We start from the raw sequence: 16945 nt of genomic DNA on the forward strand, positions 1-16945 counted from the left end.
GGACTATTTTATTAGGGCGCTTGCCTTTTCAAGGCAGTGAGTTTGCGCTGATGAGTGCACGAATCTCATTAAGTCCACGACAAACGGCAGAAAGTAACCATGCAAAAGATGAAAAATGCAGTACAAAACTATGCTTGGGGCAGCACCAATGCACTTACAGAGCTTTATGGCATAGCCAATCCGCAAGGGAAGCCTATGGCGGAATTGTGGATGGGAGCACACCCAAAAAGCAGTTCTGAAGTTGCAGATGCAAGCGGTCAATGGCATTCATTGCGTGATGTGATTGAACAAAATCCCGATGCGAATTTAGGCCCCGATGTCTACAAACGTTTCGGTGAGTTACCGTTTCTGTTCAAAGTTCTTTGTGCCGCCCAGCCCCTATCCATCCAAGTTCATCCAAGTAAAGCGGCTGCAGAAATTGGCTTTGCCAAAGAAAATCAGGCAGGTATTCCGCTGGATGCCGCCGAACGAAATTATAAGGATGCCAACCATAAACCCGAGCTGGTTTATGCCCTGACACCTTTTCAGGCCATGAATGGTTTCCGCACACTAGATGATATAGAAACATTGCTACAACCACTGGCATCCGCACACCCTGATATCGCAGCATTTCTACGTGAACCAGATACCGAACATTTAGCGACACTGTTTGCCAGTTTGTTGAGCATGGCGGGTGAGCCCAAAACGCGCGCCCTTGGCATCCTAAAAGCGGCACTGAATAATCAATTGGGCGAGCCTTGGGATACCATCCGTAGCATTTCGCGTTTCTACCCAGATGATAGTGGTTTGTTCTCCCCACTGCTGTTAAACGTGGTGACACTGCAACCTGGCGAAGCCATGTTTTTATATGCCGAGACACCGCATGCCTATTTGGACGGGGTAGCGTTGGAAGTGATGGCGAACTCAGATAATGTCTTACGCGCTGGCTTGACACCTAAATTTATCGACATCCCTGAGCTAATGGCAAATCTGCAATTTATTCCTAAACCTGCGAATACTCTGCTTACTACGCCGCAACAACGAGGTAACGAGTTAGTTTTCCCGATCCCCGTGGAGGATTTTGCTTTTTCCCTACATACCTTAACGCCGGAGCCACAAGTTTTGGCACAACACAGTGCCGCGATTGTATTTTGTGTTCAAGGTCAGGCCGTATTGAAAAAACAACAACAGGAAATCACGTTACTACCGGGTGAATCCTGTTTTATTCCAGCCAATGAATCCCCTGTCACGGTGCAAGGCACGGGTTCGATTGCACGTGTCTATAACGCAGACTGAACGAAGTCATTCATTTTGTTGTCTATTGCTGGCATTTTGTTGCCTTGATAGATAGATTTCGGTGCCGCAACAGAAATGTTGCGCACCAGAATCGATTTTTGAGTTCAGGATCGCTGTTGTCGTAGGCCAAATAGTTATTCATCGCAATAATATTTGTGTAAGTTTAATCTAAGCCTATATTATTTTGGGGAGTGCTGTTTTTAGGCGCTCTCTTTGGTGTTATTAAATAAGTGACTCGTTACCGCGTTCAACATAGTGAATTTGGTGTATTAGAAAAGGATGAACAGAACAATGAAAAAATCGTTAGTGGCTGTCAGCGTCATTGTCGTACTTGGCGCAGCATGGACTGGAGCCTCGTGGTATACCGGCAAACTGATTGAACAACGTATGGGCGAATTGGTTAACAATGCAAATGGTCAGATCAGAACCTTGTTACCAAAAGCTGGAGTCAAACTCGCTTACACCGATTACCAGCGTGGTCTGTTCCGTAGTCAGGTTCGTTATGTGTTACAAGCAGATAGCAGTGTGGCGGGCGAAAAAGCGTTAAAAGACGGTGATGAAGTGGCTTTCATCGAAACTATTGATCACGGCCCATTCCCGCTCGCGCAGTTAAAGAAATTCAATCTGATCCCAAGCATGGCATCGGTTCATACTGAACTTGCCAATACCCCAGCATTGAAGAAACTGTTTGAAGTGACTAAGGGCAAATCACCGTTTACTGCGGATTCCCGTATTTCATACGGCGGCGACACCTCGTCCGCGATTACCTTCATTCCTATTGATTATCAGCAAAATACCACCACCATGAAATTCTCTGGTGCGCAAATTGATGCAGATGTTTCCCGCGATATGCGCGATGTGAAAATGAGTGGGACCAGTGACAGCCTCGTTTTCACTAGCAAAAATCAGTGGGATCAATTGGAGCAATTTACGCTGCAAGGTCTGGCACTGAAAAGTGACAGCAATGTAGGTAAATTCGATTTAAGCATTGGTGATCAGCAGCTTGGCATCAAGCAAATGAGTTTCAGTATTGATGGCAAAGAAACGGCAACACTGGCGGGCTTTAACCTAAATACCCAGTTAGGCGAAACCGATAAAGATTTAAACGGTAAGCTGACTTACACACTGGACGCCTTAAAAATTCAGGATAATGACTTTGGTTCCGGCAAGCTGGTCTTCACATTCGATCATTTGGATGGTCAAGGTCTGAAGCAATTCACCAATGCTTATAATCAACAAGTGATGAAGGCATTCCAGGCCGGTGAAAATCTAGATCCTGATGTTTATCAACAGCAAATGGCAGATATGTTGATTGCTAATATCCCAAGTTTGCTGAAAGGCAACCCAACGATGAGCATTGCACCACTGAGTTGGAAAAATGCCAAAGGGGAAAGTACCTTCACTCTGAATATCGCGTTGACTGACCCAGCACAAGCTAAGGCAAGTGATGAGCCATTGTTAGCGCAGTCGGTGAAAAAAGTGGATGCCGCACTGACTATCCCGATGCCGATGGCAACCGAAATGACAACCCAAGCAGCCCGCCTGCAAGGGTACAGCCCGGAAGAAGCCCAGAAGTTGGCACAACAGCAAGTGCAAGGCATTGCTGCCATGGGCCAGATGTTTAAACTGACAACAACCAAAGATGATGTTATCAGCAGCACGATCCAATATGCTGATAATCAAGTGAATTTGAATGGTCAGAAAATGTCGCTGCAAGAATTTGTCGGTTTGTTTGGTATGTTTGGTGGCGAACCCGCTGAAGAAGATACCGGGGCAGAACCTGAAGATGTCCCGGCAGTGCCCGTTGCGCCTAAACAGTAACCGCCTAAAGTCAAATGCAAAACGGGGCCTGATGGCTCCGTTTTTTTTGGCTGCTTCTCATCTGCTATTCACCATCGACACCATCGATCATTGAGATCACGCCGAGCCCCTACGGATCAACACTGGCGGTAATATAACGTTTTGCAGTTGCAGATCGACGCCCGCGATACGCTGAAGTAACCGCTGGCCTGCACTGTAGCCAATCTCTCTGGCAGAGCTGGTGATAAAGGTTAAAGGCGGCTCAGTGAGTTCAGCTTCCGGCACATCGCCAAAGCCAATCAAAGCGACTTGTTGATCGAGATAAGTATCAACCCCGGCGCTGCCAATTGTCCGACCGGTGCGCAAAATACCAAAATAAGCCCCTAGCGCGACGGATGCCTGATGACAAACAATGGCGCTGACATTAGGGTGATGGCGCAACAAATCTTCTGCTGCATCGGCCGCCGCTTGTTGATAACTATCACACTCCACCACCCATTCCGACCGAAATGGCAACCCATATTGCACTAATGTGGCGCAAAAGCCCCCCAGCCGCTCTGCTCGGGTTAACGAATGAGAATGCCCCCCCAAATAGGCAATTTGTCGATGACCACGGTCAATGAGAAACTCGGTCGCCATTTTGGCGGCTTGCATATTGTCTGGGCGTACCACATCCACACCATCCAAGACATTTGATCGAGCGGCGCAAATTAATGGAATATCATGCTTGGCGGCTTTTTCTTGTAGCCCCATTTCCCGTTTAGCACCACCACCGAGCACCAAACCATCAACCCCTTGATCAATGAGTGTATCAAAACACCTTAGCAACCCTTTGCCCTCGCGACCACTCTGGGTCAGAAACAACACTTTGCCCTCTGCCTCAATTGCCTGACTCAATCCCGCCGTCATTTCAGCATAAAAAGGATCGCCAATATCACGGACGATCAAGCCAATCACCCCTGATTCCCCACCTCGCAGTTGTGCTGCCTGACGGTTACGGACGTAACCTAACTGCTCAATGGCCTGATTAACTCGGTCAGCCGTCGCCGGCGAAATACGTCCTTTGCCACTGATAGCAAGCGAAACAGTCGCGACTGAGACGCCAGCAAATTTGGCCACATCGGTAATTGTCGTTTTTTTAATTGTCATAACCGCTGATAAGCATTGTTAACTTAGTCTGGTAAATCTTCGTGCTTCAGCACAAAGCCCAATATATCTGGATAAATGTTACACCCACAGCACTCAATTCATCCTACAAAACAAGCCAAGTTAAACGTTTAATCTGATGATTTACTCTAATACAAAAATAGGATCAGTAATTGTGACTTGCCGCTCATATTATCTGGGTTAAACGTTTTATCTTGTTTAACCTCCAGACAGGGAGGCGGGATCGTCGCCATTATCATTAACAAATTGTCGCCAACGGTTTTTCAACATCACTGTTTTATACATCAGGTATTTTAAGTACAGGAGTCACTATGTCAGCGGTAAAAAAACAAAAAATTACGCTGTGGGAGTTTTTCCAGAGTTTGGGTAAAACCTTCATGCTACCGGTCGCCCTGCTCTCCTTTTGCGGGATCATGCTGGGTATCGGCAGTTCACTCAGCAGCAGAGACGTCATCACGCTATTGCCGTTCATTGGTCATCCTGCCTTCCAACTATTATTTACCTGGATGAGTAAAGTTGGTTCGTTTGCCTTTAGCTTCTTACCGGTTATGTTTGCCATTGCTATCCCGTTGGGGATGGCGCGTGAAAATAAAGGTGTTGCCGCTTTCTCCGGTTTTGTTGGTTTTGCGGTCTTAAATCTGGCAACCAACTTTTACCTCACCACCAGCGGTGTGTTGCCTACAACCGATCCATTGGTGCTGAAAACCCATAATATTCAAAATATTTTGGGTATTCAGTCCATCGATACCGGTATTTTGGGGGCTGTGATTGTCGGGATTATTGTTTACCTGCTTCATGAGCGTTTCAATACCATTCGCCTACCGGATGCATTAGCGTTCTTCGGCGGTACGCGCTTTGTTCCTATCGTGACGACAGTGGTTCTCGGGTTAGTCGGTTTATTGATCCCACTGATCTGGCCATGGTTTGCTGCCGGTATTAATGGACTGGGCCGTCTGATTAATGGTGCTGGAATGTTTGGTCCGATGATCTTCGGCAGTGGCGAGCGTTTATTACTGCCATTCGGCTTACACCACATATTGGTAGCACTGATTCGCTTTACTGAAGCAGGTGGCACCATGGATGTTTGCGGCCACAGTGTCAGCGGTGCTTTAACCATCTTCCAAGCACAACTCTCTTGCCCAACGACCACTGGTTTTTCTGAAAGCGCTACTCGCTTCCTGTCACAAGGTAAAATGCCGGCATTCCTAGGAGGGTTACCGGGTGCAGCACTGGCTATGTATCACTGTGCTAAACCAGAAAACCGTCATAAAATTAAAGGGTTATTAATTTCAGGTGTTGTTGCTTGTGTTATCGGCGGTACCACAGAACCCATTGAGTTCTTGTTCCTGTTTGTGGCGCCATTCCTGTATTTGATTCATGCCATCCTGACCGGTCTGGGCTTTACCGTCATGGCATTGCTGGGAGTCACCATCGGCAATACCGATGGCAATATTATTGATTTCGTGGTGTTTGGTATTCTGCATGGCACCGCAACCAAATGGTACTGGGTGCCAGTGGTGGCGGGGATCTGGTTTGTTGCTTATTACATGATCTTCCGTTTTGCTATTCAACACTTCAATATCAAGACACCGGGACGTGAGAATGAAACTGTCGCCAGTAGCAATGCAGAAAAAACGGTCAGTGGTACTGTGACGGGTAAATCCGGCTACAACTCCCCTGCTATCTTAACGGCACTTGGGGGCGCTGATAATATTGTCTCACTCGATAACTGTATCACTCGCTTGCGGATGTCGGTTAAAGATATGAGTCTGGTCAATAAAGACGCGCTGAAAGCCAATCGGGCAATTGGCGTTATTCAACTCAATGACCACAACCTTCAAGTTGTTATTGGTCCGCAAGTGCAATCGGTGAAAGATGAATTAGACTCACTGATAGGAAATGGACAATTTGCCACGTCCTAAATCGATAACCCGCTAGGCTACGACCTACTTAAAAATCGAGACCCAAGTCCTTGATATTGCCGCTGACAACCGGGCGACATCAGGGACAACGGGTCTATTTGATAAGCGAGATGCTGATGTTTGATTTCTCCACCCCTGTCGATCGCCACGGCACTTGGTGTACCCAGTGGGACTATATTGCTGACCGATTTGGTGCCGCAGATTTGTTGCCGTTTACTATCTCAGATATGGATTTCCCTACCGCACCGGTTATTTTACATGCATTGAATAAGCGTATTGAACACGGCGTACTCGGATATAGTCGTTGGCAGCATGAAGATTTTCTGGGATCGGTCCGTCACTGGTATCAGCAACGTTTTCATTGCCATATCGATACCTCGATGGCGGTTTATGGCCCATCGGTTATCTATATGGTGGCCCAACTGATTCGCTGCTGGTCAGCGCCCAGCGATTTCGTCGTTACCCATACCCCCGCTTATGACGCCTTCTACAAAGTGATCTTGGGTAATCAACGTCAATTATTGAGCTGCCCACTGCATAAAGTCGATAACCAGTGGCAATGTGATATGGCCCATCTAGAAGCCTTGCTGGCACGCCCACAGACCAAAATCTTGCTGCTGTGTAGCCCGCATAACCCCACAGGAAAAGTCTGGACCCCTGAAGAATTGACACATATGGCAGAGTTATGCGAACGCCATCAGGTCAAAGTTATTAGTGATGAGATTCATATGGACATGACATGGAATGATCAAGTCCATACACCGTGGAGTCAGGTTGGCCAAACACCTTGGGCTTTACTGACCTCGGGATCCAAGACATTTAATATTCCGGCGCTAACAGGGGCTTACGGTTTTATCAGTGACACTGAGACCCGAGACATCTATACCCAGATGTTAAAGGGTCGCGACGGCCTCTCTTCTCCGGCGGTGCTGGCGATCGTCGCACATATCGCCGCTTACCAACAGGCAGAACCTTGGTTGGATGAATTGCGCAGTTATCTGCAAGCCAATCTGGCTTATGTCGCTCAACGGTTAAATGAAGCCTTTCCAGTATTGAACTGGCAACCGCCGCAAGCGACCTATTTGGCATGGATAGATTTACGACCATTAAATATTGACGATCATCAATTACAAGATGTTCTGATCGAGCAAGAAAAAGTCGCCATTATGCCCGGATTCACTTATGGCGAAGAAGGCCGTGGCTTCCTACGCCTCAATGTCGGCTGCCCCCGCAGTAAAGTTGAGTCGGGTATGGATAAGTTAATTAGCGGTATCCAGTTTTTACAGGGGAAATAACAGCACTTAACCCAAAGACTATTCTTGCGCGCCACTCAATCCCAGAGTGGCGTTTTATTCGCCTTTCTGAATCATCCCTGCTGAAAATTTAAATAAAAGATATACTACTGAATCACCTAATTTGGACTGAATCAGTTTATATGCAGTGGGTCAGCAAATGAAAAAGAAAGAATTTATTGCTCAGGACTTATTGAGCAAAATGTACCAATATGGTGAAGATTTACCGGAGAAATTACCGCCAGAACGCCAGTTAGCTGAAGAGTATGGTGTGTCACGTTTTACTATTCGTAAGGCATTGGAAAAACTGGCAGCGATTGGTGCAGTGCATATGGTGCAAGGTGCGGGGATCTTCATCAATCCCGGGGTTGGCAGCAATCCATTAGTGTATAACTCAATCACAGAGAAAAAATTCAACCAAATCAGCTTCCGCCTGATTAGCCTCCATAAACGCCGTCCAAACAATGAAGAGCAACAAATATTTAATCTTACTGTGGATGATTTTATTTGGGCATTTTCACGCTTACGTTATATCGATAATCGCAGAGTTCAAATTGAGAATTCCCGCATGCCGGTGTCAGCATTCCCTGATTTAACCCCCAAGGTCATCGAAAGCTCCATACAGCAATATATTCTCAGTAAAGGCTATCACCTGTCTCATTCATTAACCCATTATCAGGCGATCAACATCAATAAAGAGCAAGCAGAATTACTCGGATGCAAGAAAGGTATTGCCGCCATGCATATCCTTAATCGAGGGATTTTGCAGGACGGCAGTGTATATACCTTCAGTGATATCGTCGATATAGACTATTCCTGTACCTATATTATTCCCTTCAATCAGGACAACCTGAAATTTCGACAAAGTTAAGTTTGGCGTAGTTAAAAATATATCATGGTCATTTAAGGTGTATGAATGGTGCCATTTGGCAACCGGCTTTGCGTCCATTCATGAGGTCGATAAACAACAGGGAATTCAGTCGCTAATTTAGCATCAAAATCAACACCAATCCCTGCTTGTTCTATTGGATAAAAATACCCTGACTCCGGAACCACAGCCCCGGGAAAAACATGAGTGGTATTGGCCGGATAGGCAACAAATTCCTGAATGGCCGCATTGTGCAGGTAAATATTCAGATGCGTATTAACCGCTGCACCAATGGGTGTCATATCTGGAGGACAATGCCAGGCAAGCCGGACGCCGAAGCTTTGGCAGAAACTGCCCAGTTTCAGCGCCGGAGTAATCCCACCAATCTGCGAAACATGGCAGCGCAGGAAATCGATCCGGCGGTGAATAATCAGATCTTTCCACTCTGCAGGGTTATTAAACAGCTCGCCCGTCGCGAGTGGTACTGCAGTTTGATTGCGTATTTGCTCCAGCCACTCATTCTGATTTGGCGGTAAAATGTCTTCAATATAGTAAGGTCGGAAGGCTTCCAACTGTTTAGCAAATTGTACTGCTTGCTGTGGGAATAGACGCTCATGGACGTCATGTAATATATGAAATTGATTACCATACTTTTCGCGTAAAGCCTTAAACATCGCCAGCGTATTATCCATATATTGGTCTTGGTCATAATATGCCCCCGCCGTTGGCTCACGAGTGGTATGTATATCCTCAGAATTTCCACCATAGAAACCCAACTGACAGCGAATATGCCGGTATCCCTGCGCTAATAATTCATCCACCTCATGGTAAAGCCCTTCTAACGTATCGCTGGCGGCGTGACTATACACCGCAATAGCATCTTTCGATTTGCCACCAAAAAGCTGATACAGCGGCATGTCAGCTAACTTGCCTTTAATATCCCACAGCGCCATATCAATGCCTGCGATAGCATTGTTAATCACCGGGCCATTGCGCCAATAAGCATTGACCATCATCATCTGCCATAAATCTTCAATATTATTGGCATCACGCCCCAGTAATAATGGCCGCAGATATTCATCCACCATCACTTTAACCGCCAAAGGACGCTGCTGAAATGTGGCACAACCCAACCCAACAACCCCTTTATTAGTTTCAATTTTAACCACCACCAAATTATGGCGATCAGGGCGAGTTATTTGACATTCAATGCCTGTGATTAATGTGGGTTGCATGCAAAGCTCCTTTACAGCACTCAAGTAACCACTCATCCGAACGGGTTACAAGCTATGCGAAAATAAATAAATTCTTATGAAGTATTTGCTGATTTCACCTTATTTCACGGGGCGTTGTAAACCTTAAATTTAAATGTTTTTTTTGGTCTGTAATTCAAGCTATTTGTCATAAAAAACCATACCAATTTACTAAAAACCCCCTTAATCAAGCTCAATACACCGAATAATGTGACCTAGGGCATGATTTATTGGTTTGTTTTTAACATTGAGTAAAACTATTATCTTTCGCAGTTAATAAAAATAATTATTCCGGTGCGAGGGTTTTATGGGCAGGACTGAGGCATGTCAATTAATAATAAAATTGGTTGGTGGGCAGAAAAACATAAATAAAGTCTGGCACTGTATGACGCGCCTGCGTTTTGATTTAATTGATGATAGTCAAGTCGATTGGGAAAAAATAAAAGCATTACCCAGTGTATTAGGGGCACAAAACCAGAGCGATCAAGTACAAATTATTATCGGGCCTAAGGTTAATGATTGGTATCAAGATATTGTTGCTAATCTAGCCCCTGAAGAAAATAAATCCTCAGTCGCACCGAACGCACGGAAAAGCCTAATATCACTCTTTATGGATACCGTTTCTGGAGTATTCGGCCCTATCGTGCCAGCGATTGCCGGTGCGGGGATGATTAAAGGTTTACTGGCGGGATTAATCGCACTGAAAATCATCTCGGCCAAAAGCGATACGGTCATGATTATTGACCTAATTGCCAGTGGCGTATTCTATTTTCTGCCATTCTTTCTTGCCGTCTCTGCCGCCAAGATATTTAAAACCAACGAATATCTTGCTGCCGCAGTTGCCGCCTGTCTGATGTACCCCACGCTGATTGATGCAGCCAAAGCACTCGCAGCGCATACACCGGGAGCAGTTAATGTCATTTATTTTATGGACGTTGTCCCGGTGTCGGTATTTAACTATTCCGCTAGCGTGATACCGGTTATTTTCTCAATTCTGGCTCTAAGTTACATTCATCGCTGGGTTGATAAAATTATGCCAGACGTATTGAAAACCGTCTTTACCCCAACCTTAACCCTGTTTATCACCGCCCTCGTTTCGCTAACGTTAATTGGCCCTGCGGGAATTTATTTAGGCAAACTGCTCGCATTCTGTATTCAGGGATTGTTTGATATCTCATCCGTATTTGCTGGTTTTATTGTTGGGGCTATCCGCCCGATAGCCATCCTTACCGGTATGCATCACGCCATGACGCCCATTGCATTGCAAAACTTTACCGACAAAGGTTTTGATATGTTGATGCCGATGATGTTTATGGCAAATATGGCAATTGCCGGCTCAACTTTTGCTATCTATTTCCATGTTAAAACGCGGGAAGAAAGAACCGTGGTGTTGTCTGCAGCCGTTTCTGGGTTGCTGGGGATAACCGAGCCTGCACTGTTTGGTGTGCTCACCAAATACAAAAAGGCCTTTATTGCTACCACCATAAGCAGCTCCATTGCTTCTGCATTTATTGCCTTTTTCGGCGTCCGACTTTATGGCTATATTTTGTCAAGTATCTTTAGCCTACCCGCCTATATTGGTCCTTATTTTATCTATATCCTGATGGGGGTGACTCTGGCGCTCGGGTTGTCATTTATCCTCACTTACATAATGGTAATCAGATCTGACAAGAAACTCGTGGCGATTGAGTCTTGAAGGATAATTCAGATCTGAATTGAGATGATGAGTGGACTATATCGTTCACTCATCATTCATTTATGATGCCAATCACTTTTTTATGCAACAATATGGATATTTTCATCGATTTGTTTTTATAATACTCTGCACTTTACCTAACAATCATCTAAGTGAGTGCACAATATGATCGACTCCCGCCTTCCTCTGACTGACATCCATCGCCACCTTGACGGTAATATCCGTGCGCAAACTATTTTAGAATTGGGTCGGCAGTTCAATTTATCGCTACCTGCAAATGAATTAGATGCCCTCCGTCCGCATGTACAAATCACGAAAAATGAGCCGGATCTGGTTAGTTTCCTGCAAAAGTTGGATTGGGGTGTGGCGGTTTTGGGGTCACTGGATGCTTGCCGCCGTGTCGCTTATGAGAACGTCGAAGACGCTGTAAAAGCAGGTTTACATTATGCAGAGTTGCGCTTTTCCCCCTTCTATATGGCGATGAAACATCAACTCCCTGTTGCCGGTGTTGTCGAGGCCGTGATTGACGGCATAAAGTCCGGTTGCCGCGATTTTGATATTGATATTCGCCTCATTGGCATTCTCAGCCGTACTTTTGGTGAGCAAGCCTGCTTAGAAGAACTCAATGGTTTACTGGCTCACCGTGATGGTATCACTGCGTTGGATCTGGCTGGTGACGAGTTGGGTTTCCCCGGTGGCCTCTTTCGCAGCCACTTCAATCGGGCGCGCGATGCCGGTTTACATATTACCATCCATGCAGGCGAAGCTGCCGGCCCTGAAAGTATATGGCAAGCTATCCGCGAATTAGGAGCAGAGCGTATCGGGCATGGTGTCAAGGCAGTCGAAGATATTAAGTTAATGGATTATTTGGCTGAACATAAGATTGGGATAGAATCCTGTCTGACTTCTAATATCCAAACCAGCACGGTCGCTTCTTTGGCAGCACACCCCTTAGCAACTTTCCTGCGTCACGGAGTGATAGCCTCAATTAATACTGATGACCCCGCCGTACAGGGGATTGAAATCGCCAATGAATATTATGTTGCCGCACCAGCGGCAGGCTTGACTCAACAAGAGATCCGCCAAGCTCAGGAAAATGGCCTGACAATGGCCTTTATCAATGAACAAGAAAAGCAGGCATTACGCGATAAAGTTCGTGGCTAAACTGCTTCCGACGTGACAAAAAAATGCCCGTACTTGCGTAAAGTCCGGGCATTTTAATTTTGATGGTATCTAATTACTTCGTTTCGCCACGATCACCTGAAACTGATTGTGCAGCAACCAACTCTTTAGCTGCGTTCTCTCCCGCAACTCGTTTGGCATATCGCTGCGCCAATACCGCACAGACCATCAATTGAACTTGGTGGAATATCATCAACGGCAATACCATAACCCCCACTACAGACGCGGGGAACAATACGTTAGCCATTGGGATACCATTCGCTAGGCTTTTCTTCGAGCCACAGAACACAATGGTAATTTCGTCAGCAGTATTAAACCCTAGCCAACGAGCAGCATAAGTATTGACGACCAACACCACGGTGAGTAATACCATTGAACACACCAATATCGCCAACAGTGACCAGCCATCAATTTGATGCCAAATGCCCTGAACTACAGCTTCGCTAAACGCAACATAAACCACCAAAAGAATTGATGACCGGTCAGTGATATTGACCAATTTCTTATGACGTTCAACCCATTTTGCAATCAATGGACGAGATAAGTGGCCGACAATAAATGGCACCATCAACTGCATAATGATAGAGCCAATCGCATGCAGAGTATCCGTCTCCCCACCTTGGGTTTGCATCAACATCCCCACCAGTATCGGAGACAAGAATACCCCAAGGATACTGGAAGCCGATGCGCTGCATATCGCCGCCGCCACATTCCCACCCGCGACTGAGGTATAAGCGATGGCCGATTGCACCGTCGCAGGTAACGCGCATAAATAGAGGAACCCCAGATACAGTGTTGGCGTTAACACGCCGGGAACCAGCACATTCATCCCCAATCCTAGCAGCGGGAATAACGCAAATGTGCTAAGAAAAACCACCAGATGCAGTTTCCAATGCCCCATGCCGGAAACAATCGCCGCACGGGAGAGTTTGGCTCCATGCATAAAGAATAATAAGGCGATGGCTGCCGTCGTCAGATGCTCAAACCACACTTTCACTTCCCCTTCACAAGGGAAAATAGAAGCGATAATGACCACCACAATCAGTATTAATAAAAACCTATCTATCTGTAAGCGTTGTAACCATGACATGCCACTGTATTCCTTCTCCCCGATACAGCGACGTCGCTAAAGGATTAACGGCAACGTCACGTTTGTTGGGGTATTTTTCAAATAAAAACTGGGGGCAATGATGACACCCAGTAAAGTGGCAACTCAGTTTGCAGATGAAACCGGCAGCGCTTTTTTCTGTTGATCAGAGGCCATACCCAGCTCTATCAATTCCATCACTTTAATTGCTTCAGATGCCGGTACTGGATTAGGTGCGGTTCCCAAAATAGCATCCCGTATACCAGCATAATAAGCAGGATAATTCCCCGGCAACGTGAGTAATGGTTTTTCAGCGAGGACCCCATCACGTGACAGTGTCACCACCCCATCACGCATATCATAGCCCCAGTCCGCCTGCGGTAATCGTTCCCCCGCCTTCAGCCTATCTTCTTGCGGATCCAAACCAAACTTGATGTAGCTACCTTGCATACCATGGACGATATAGCGTGCAGTTTCAGCTGCGGCCAATACGGTGCCATGCAGCACTACGCGTTGGCCTGGATAACTGAGAACAGCATGGAAATAATCTACTGATTGTGCGCCCGGACGTAACATTCCTAGGTCTACATTTAAGGTATCGGGTAATCCAAACAACTGCAGCGCCTGATCCAACAGATGCGGCCCTAAATCGTACCAAATGCCGCTCCCTGCGCCGGCTTGCTCACGCCAGCGTTGGCGGATCTCCGGACGATAACGGTCAAAATGTGATTCAAAGTAGACCACTTTCCCTAAGGCACCTTCGGCCAGCAATGTTTTCAGTGTCAGAAAATCACTGTCCCAGCGACGATTATGGAATACCGAGAGCAGTAACCCAGCATCATCTGCCTGTTTTTTAAGCTCATTTGCTTGTGACAGTGTCACCGTAAAAGGTTTATCAACCACCACATGTTTACCCGCAGCCAGAGCTTTTTGCGCTAATGGAAAATGGGTATCATTGGGTGTAGGTATAACGATGAGATCGATAGAAGGGTCGTCAAACAGCGCTTGTGGTTCAGAAACAACCGTCATTGATGGCCAATCAGCATGAACTTTACTGGCATCACTACTGGAAACACCTGCGAGTTCAAGCCCCGGCGTCCCCATGATGAGCGGTGCATGGAACGTTTTACTGGCATAACCATAGCCCAGCAAACCTACTCTTATTTTTTCGGCCATTTTGTTTCCTCTTGCCCGGAATATTCGTCATCTTTACACTTCAAGTGGATCGATTTGACACCATGATGAATCCCGCGACAAGAGGTAATTTCTTGCTGAGCATTTCAGGCGGGATTAAACCCGCACAATTACCTCTGAATTATCCCGCCATTCTGGATGACGTAGACTGCGTTGCGGGTAGTTGGTTTCAATACTGCGACGCCGGAAATCACTGGGGCTAACCCCTACGCGTTTGCGGAAAACGCGCGAGAAATAGAGCTGGTCGTCATAGCCGACGACCCGGCCAATCGTCGCGATGGGCTCTTGTGTGGTTTGCAGTAATAATTTTGCCCGGATAACTCGCTGATCTTCACGCCAACGCAGGATATTAATCCCCACCTGCTCACGAAAAAGATGCGCCAAGCGAGAGGGAGACAGACACACATGCCGCGCCACTTCGTCAATACGCAATTCCCCAGCCAGATTACCCGTAATAAACTGACATGCTTCTATGACGCGTGGATCCATAATACGCTGTGGGCTAAGAGGGTCTTCTTCCATTGCACGCAGCAGAAGACGCTCCAGCAAGTTCATTCCTAATTCTTCACCAAAACGGCGACCTGATTTTTGTGTCTGCTCAATATTGGCAAATAACCGGTCAAACTCTAGAAGTAAATTATTGTTAGGTAAGGATAAACGCCCTACTTCATGGGTTTTACTGTGCCATTCTAACCAGTCGGCCCAGTAAGCTCGCGGCCGGAAATAGACCCAACGGTGATACCAGCAATCACTGTTAGGCGAACGGCCGTAATAGTGTGCCGCCTTGGGTGGAAATAGCAGCAAATCGCCGGGATTACTGTAAAACGTATTTTCACCGTCAAATATCTTACCCTGACCTTTAATGGTCAAATTAAGAATATACCCCTTCATCCCCCCCGGCCTGTCGATAAAGAAATCGAGTGGTCCATCTGCCAGAATCGGGGTTAATCCTGCTACCAGATAGGCATTAAACGTGTAGCCGGGCAGCAAGGGATTGGGTTGCGGTTCCTGAACCATTCGATGGTACATTTGGCCTCCTTGGAGTCTTTTTCTGTTATGTAGGCAAACGCTCGTGCTAACTCCAGTTTATCGGGCAGATTTCACGCTGCCCGATAGTGATGACAGAATTGTGAGCCAGATAGGCTTTTTATGGACTTTTCTGTCACTCGCAGACTTATACTGTCCGTTTAGCAAGCTGCTTGTAACGGTCGAAGATAACCGCTGCCAGCAGGATCAAGCCACGAACTACGTATTGAGAGAATGGCGAAATGTTCAACAGGTTCATGGCATTTTCCACTGTCCCCAGAATTAAAATCCCGGCAATAACATAGGAAATTTTACCAATCCCACCTTTGAGTGAAACCCCACCCAGTACACAAGCAGAAATAACGATCAACTCATAACCTATTGAGGTCATTGGCTGACCGCTGGTCATGCGCGAAGCGAGGATAATACCCGCGGCAGCAGACACCAAACCGGATAACACAAAGATAATAATCTTGGTACGCACCACCGGAACCCCGGCTAAACGAGCGGCATCTTCATTGCCCCCAATGGCCAGTGTGTTACGGCCAAAGGTGGTTTTATTCAACAGAAAACCAAACAGAGCCAAGCAAGCAATGGTTATCCAGATAGGTGCTGGCAAACCGAACCAGTTGGTGTAACCCAGCGCAAAGAAACGTTCATCTTCGATGCCTACGGCTTTACCATCAGAGATGATGTACGCCAAGCCACGGACAATCTGCATCGTCGCCAATGTGGTAATCAGGGCATTGATTTTCAACCGGGCAATTACAAAGCCATTAATCAACCCACACAGCGCCCCCAACACTAAACCCGCACCGACCCCTAGCCACAGGCTTTCGGTCATATTGATGACCACGGCGGTAGTCACCCCCGCACAAGCAATCACCGAGGCAACAGATAAGTCAAAATCACCGGATGCCAGACAAAACAGCATGCCGCATGCCACCATCCCAGACATCGAGATTGCCAACCCCAGCCCTTTCATATTGATAAAAGAGCCAAAATTAGGCACAAATATCACGCAGCCGATAAAGACCACGGCGAAGACCACCAGCATGCCATAGCTATCCCAAATGCGTGAAAGCCCCAGCCCTCCTTTGGCAGGAGCCTCTTGAGGTGGCTGCGACTGAGGTGATGGCGGGGTCTTCTTATCAGAATTCAAAGTAACACTGGACATAGTTAA

The 16945-nt window shown here is 46.6% G+C and carries 13 protein-coding genes; 7 read left to right on the forward strand and 6 right to left on the reverse strand.

Going from position 1 to position 16945, the window contains the following annotated elements; translation table 11 throughout:
• Positions 1-99 precede the first annotated feature (99 nt).
• Positions 100-1275: a mannose-6-phosphate isomerase gene (gene manA / locus HUZ92_RS08115; RefSeq protein WP_050296153.1), complete on the forward strand. Its 1176-nt coding sequence runs from the start codon at positions 100-102 to the stop codon at positions 1273-1275.
• Between the two features lie 291 nt (positions 1276-1566).
• Positions 1567-3096, forward strand: a complete 1530-nt coding sequence (locus HUZ92_RS08120) for a YdgA family protein (protein ID WP_145579960.1) — start codon at positions 1567-1569, stop codon at positions 3094-3096.
• A gap of 96 nt (positions 3097-3192) precedes the next feature.
• Here HUZ92_RS08120 and HUZ92_RS08125 read toward each other — a convergent pair whose 3' ends face one another.
• Positions 3193-4224 carry a Mal regulon transcriptional regulator MalI gene (locus HUZ92_RS08125; RefSeq protein ID WP_145579961.1) on the reverse strand — a complete coding sequence of 344 codons (1032 nt, stop codon included), beginning with the start codon at positions 4222-4224 and terminating at the stop codon, positions 3193-3195.
• Positions 4225-4553: 329 nt separating this feature from the next.
• On the opposite strand from HUZ92_RS08125, the gene malX reads away from it, so the two are divergent.
• The 3 genes from malX to HUZ92_RS08140 all read left to right on the forward strand — a co-directional run bounded on the left by malX (position 4554) and on the right by HUZ92_RS08140 (position 8327).
• Positions 4554-6164 (forward strand): maltose/glucose-specific PTS transporter subunit IIBC, encoded by a 1611-nt coding sequence (gene malX, locus HUZ92_RS08130; protein ID WP_050097708.1) that lies wholly within the window; start codon positions 4554-4556, stop codon positions 6162-6164.
• A 116-nt stretch (positions 6165-6280) separates the two neighbouring features.
• Positions 6281-7459, forward strand: a complete 1179-nt coding sequence (locus tag HUZ92_RS08135) for a MalY/PatB family protein (RefSeq protein WP_050097767.1) — start codon at positions 6281-6283, stop codon at positions 7457-7459.
• Positions 7460-7616: 157 nt separating this feature from the next.
• Positions 7617-8327: a GntR family transcriptional regulator gene (locus HUZ92_RS08140; RefSeq protein WP_050097709.1), complete on the forward strand. Its 711-nt coding sequence runs from the start codon at positions 7617-7619 to the stop codon at positions 8325-8327.
• A gap of 32 nt (positions 8328-8359) precedes the next feature.
• Here HUZ92_RS08140 and HUZ92_RS08145 read toward each other — a convergent pair whose 3' ends face one another.
• Positions 8360-9559 carry an enolase C-terminal domain-like protein gene (locus HUZ92_RS08145; RefSeq protein WP_050296150.1) on the reverse strand — a complete coding sequence of 400 codons (1200 nt, stop codon included), beginning with the start codon at positions 9557-9559 and terminating at the stop codon, positions 8360-8362.
• 325 nt (positions 9560-9884) lie between these two features.
• Between HUZ92_RS08145 and HUZ92_RS08150 the strand changes: the two genes are divergently transcribed.
• Positions 9885-11273: a PTS transporter subunit EIIC gene (locus HUZ92_RS08150; RefSeq protein ID WP_050140625.1), complete on the forward strand. Its 1389-nt coding sequence runs from the start codon at positions 9885-9887 to the stop codon at positions 11271-11273.
• Between the two features lie 165 nt (positions 11274-11438).
• Positions 11439-12437: an adenosine deaminase gene (gene add / locus HUZ92_RS08155; RefSeq protein WP_050097712.1), complete on the forward strand. Its 999-nt coding sequence runs from the start codon at positions 11439-11441 to the stop codon at positions 12435-12437.
• 73 nt (positions 12438-12510) lie between these two features.
• On the opposite strand, the gene HUZ92_RS08160 is transcribed toward add, so the two are convergent.
• The 4 genes from HUZ92_RS08160 to araH all read right to left on the reverse strand — a co-directional run bounded on the left by HUZ92_RS08160 (position 12511) and on the right by araH (position 16939).
• The gene (locus HUZ92_RS08160) at positions 12511-13545 is read right to left on the reverse strand and encodes a bile acid:sodium symporter family protein (protein ID WP_050097713.1); all 1035 of its coding nucleotides are present in this window, start codon (positions 13543-13545) and stop codon (positions 12511-12513) included.
• Positions 13546-13668: 123 nt separating this feature from the next.
• Positions 13669-14718 (reverse strand): oxidoreductase, encoded by a 1050-nt coding sequence (locus HUZ92_RS08165; protein WP_050097714.1) that lies wholly within the window; start codon positions 14716-14718, stop codon positions 13669-13671.
• Between the two features lie 114 nt (positions 14719-14832).
• A complete protein-coding gene (gene araC / locus HUZ92_RS08170; RefSeq protein ID WP_050097715.1) occupies positions 14833-15765 on the reverse strand; it encodes an arabinose operon transcriptional regulator AraC in 933 nt (310 codons plus the stop codon).
• A gap of 145 nt (positions 15766-15910) precedes the next feature.
• Positions 15911-16939: an L-arabinose ABC transporter permease AraH gene (gene araH, locus HUZ92_RS08175; RefSeq protein WP_050097716.1), complete on the reverse strand. Its 1029-nt coding sequence runs from the start codon at positions 16937-16939 to the stop codon at positions 15911-15913.
• Positions 16940-16945 lie beyond the last annotated feature (6 nt).

Source organism: Yersinia vastinensis (genome assembly GCF_902726565.1).
In the GTDB taxonomy this organism is placed as follows: Bacteria; Pseudomonadota; Gammaproteobacteria; order Enterobacterales; family Enterobacteriaceae; genus Yersinia; species Yersinia vastinensis.

Bases quoted from the DNA above. Each gene is read 5' to 3' on its own strand.
- HUZ92_RS08135 (WP_050097767.1), top strand. From the start codon at position 6,281: ATGTTTGATTTCTCCACCCCTGTCGATCGCCACGGCACTTGGTGTACC.
- araC (WP_050097715.1), bottom strand. From the start codon at position 15,765: ATGTACCATCGAATGGTTCAGGAACCGCAACCCAATCCCTTGCTGCCC.
- HUZ92_RS08120 (WP_145579960.1), top strand. From the start codon at position 1,567: ATGAAAAAATCGTTAGTGGCTGTCAGCGTCATTGTCGTACTTGGCGCA.
- manA (WP_050296153.1), top strand. From the start codon at position 100: ATGCAAAAGATGAAAAATGCAGTACAAAACTATGCTTGGGGCAGCACC.
- HUZ92_RS08165 (WP_050097714.1), bottom strand. From the start codon at position 14,718: ATGGCCGAAAAAATAAGAGTAGGTTTGCTGGGCTATGGTTATGCCAGT.
- HUZ92_RS08160 (WP_050097713.1), bottom strand. From the start codon at position 13,545: ATGTCATGGTTACAACGCTTACAGATAGATAGGTTTTTATTAATACTG.
- HUZ92_RS08125 (WP_145579961.1), bottom strand. From the start codon at position 4,224: ATGACAATTAAAAAAACGACAATTACCGATGTGGCCAAATTTGCTGGC.
- araH (WP_050097716.1), bottom strand. From the start codon at position 16,939: ATGTCCAGTGTTACTTTGAATTCTGATAAGAAGACCCCGCCATCACCT.
- add (WP_050097712.1), top strand. From the start codon at position 11,439: ATGATCGACTCCCGCCTTCCTCTGACTGACATCCATCGCCACCTTGAC.
- HUZ92_RS08150 (WP_050140625.1), top strand. From the start codon at position 9,885: ATGGGCAGGACTGAGGCATGTCAATTAATAATAAAATTGGTTGGTGGG.
- malX (WP_050097708.1), top strand. From the start codon at position 4,554: ATGTCAGCGGTAAAAAAACAAAAAATTACGCTGTGGGAGTTTTTCCAG.
- HUZ92_RS08145 (WP_050296150.1), bottom strand. From the start codon at position 9,559: ATGCAACCCACATTAATCACAGGCATTGAATGTCAAATAACTCGCCCT.
- HUZ92_RS08140 (WP_050097709.1), top strand. From the start codon at position 7,617: ATGAAAAAGAAAGAATTTATTGCTCAGGACTTATTGAGCAAAATGTAC.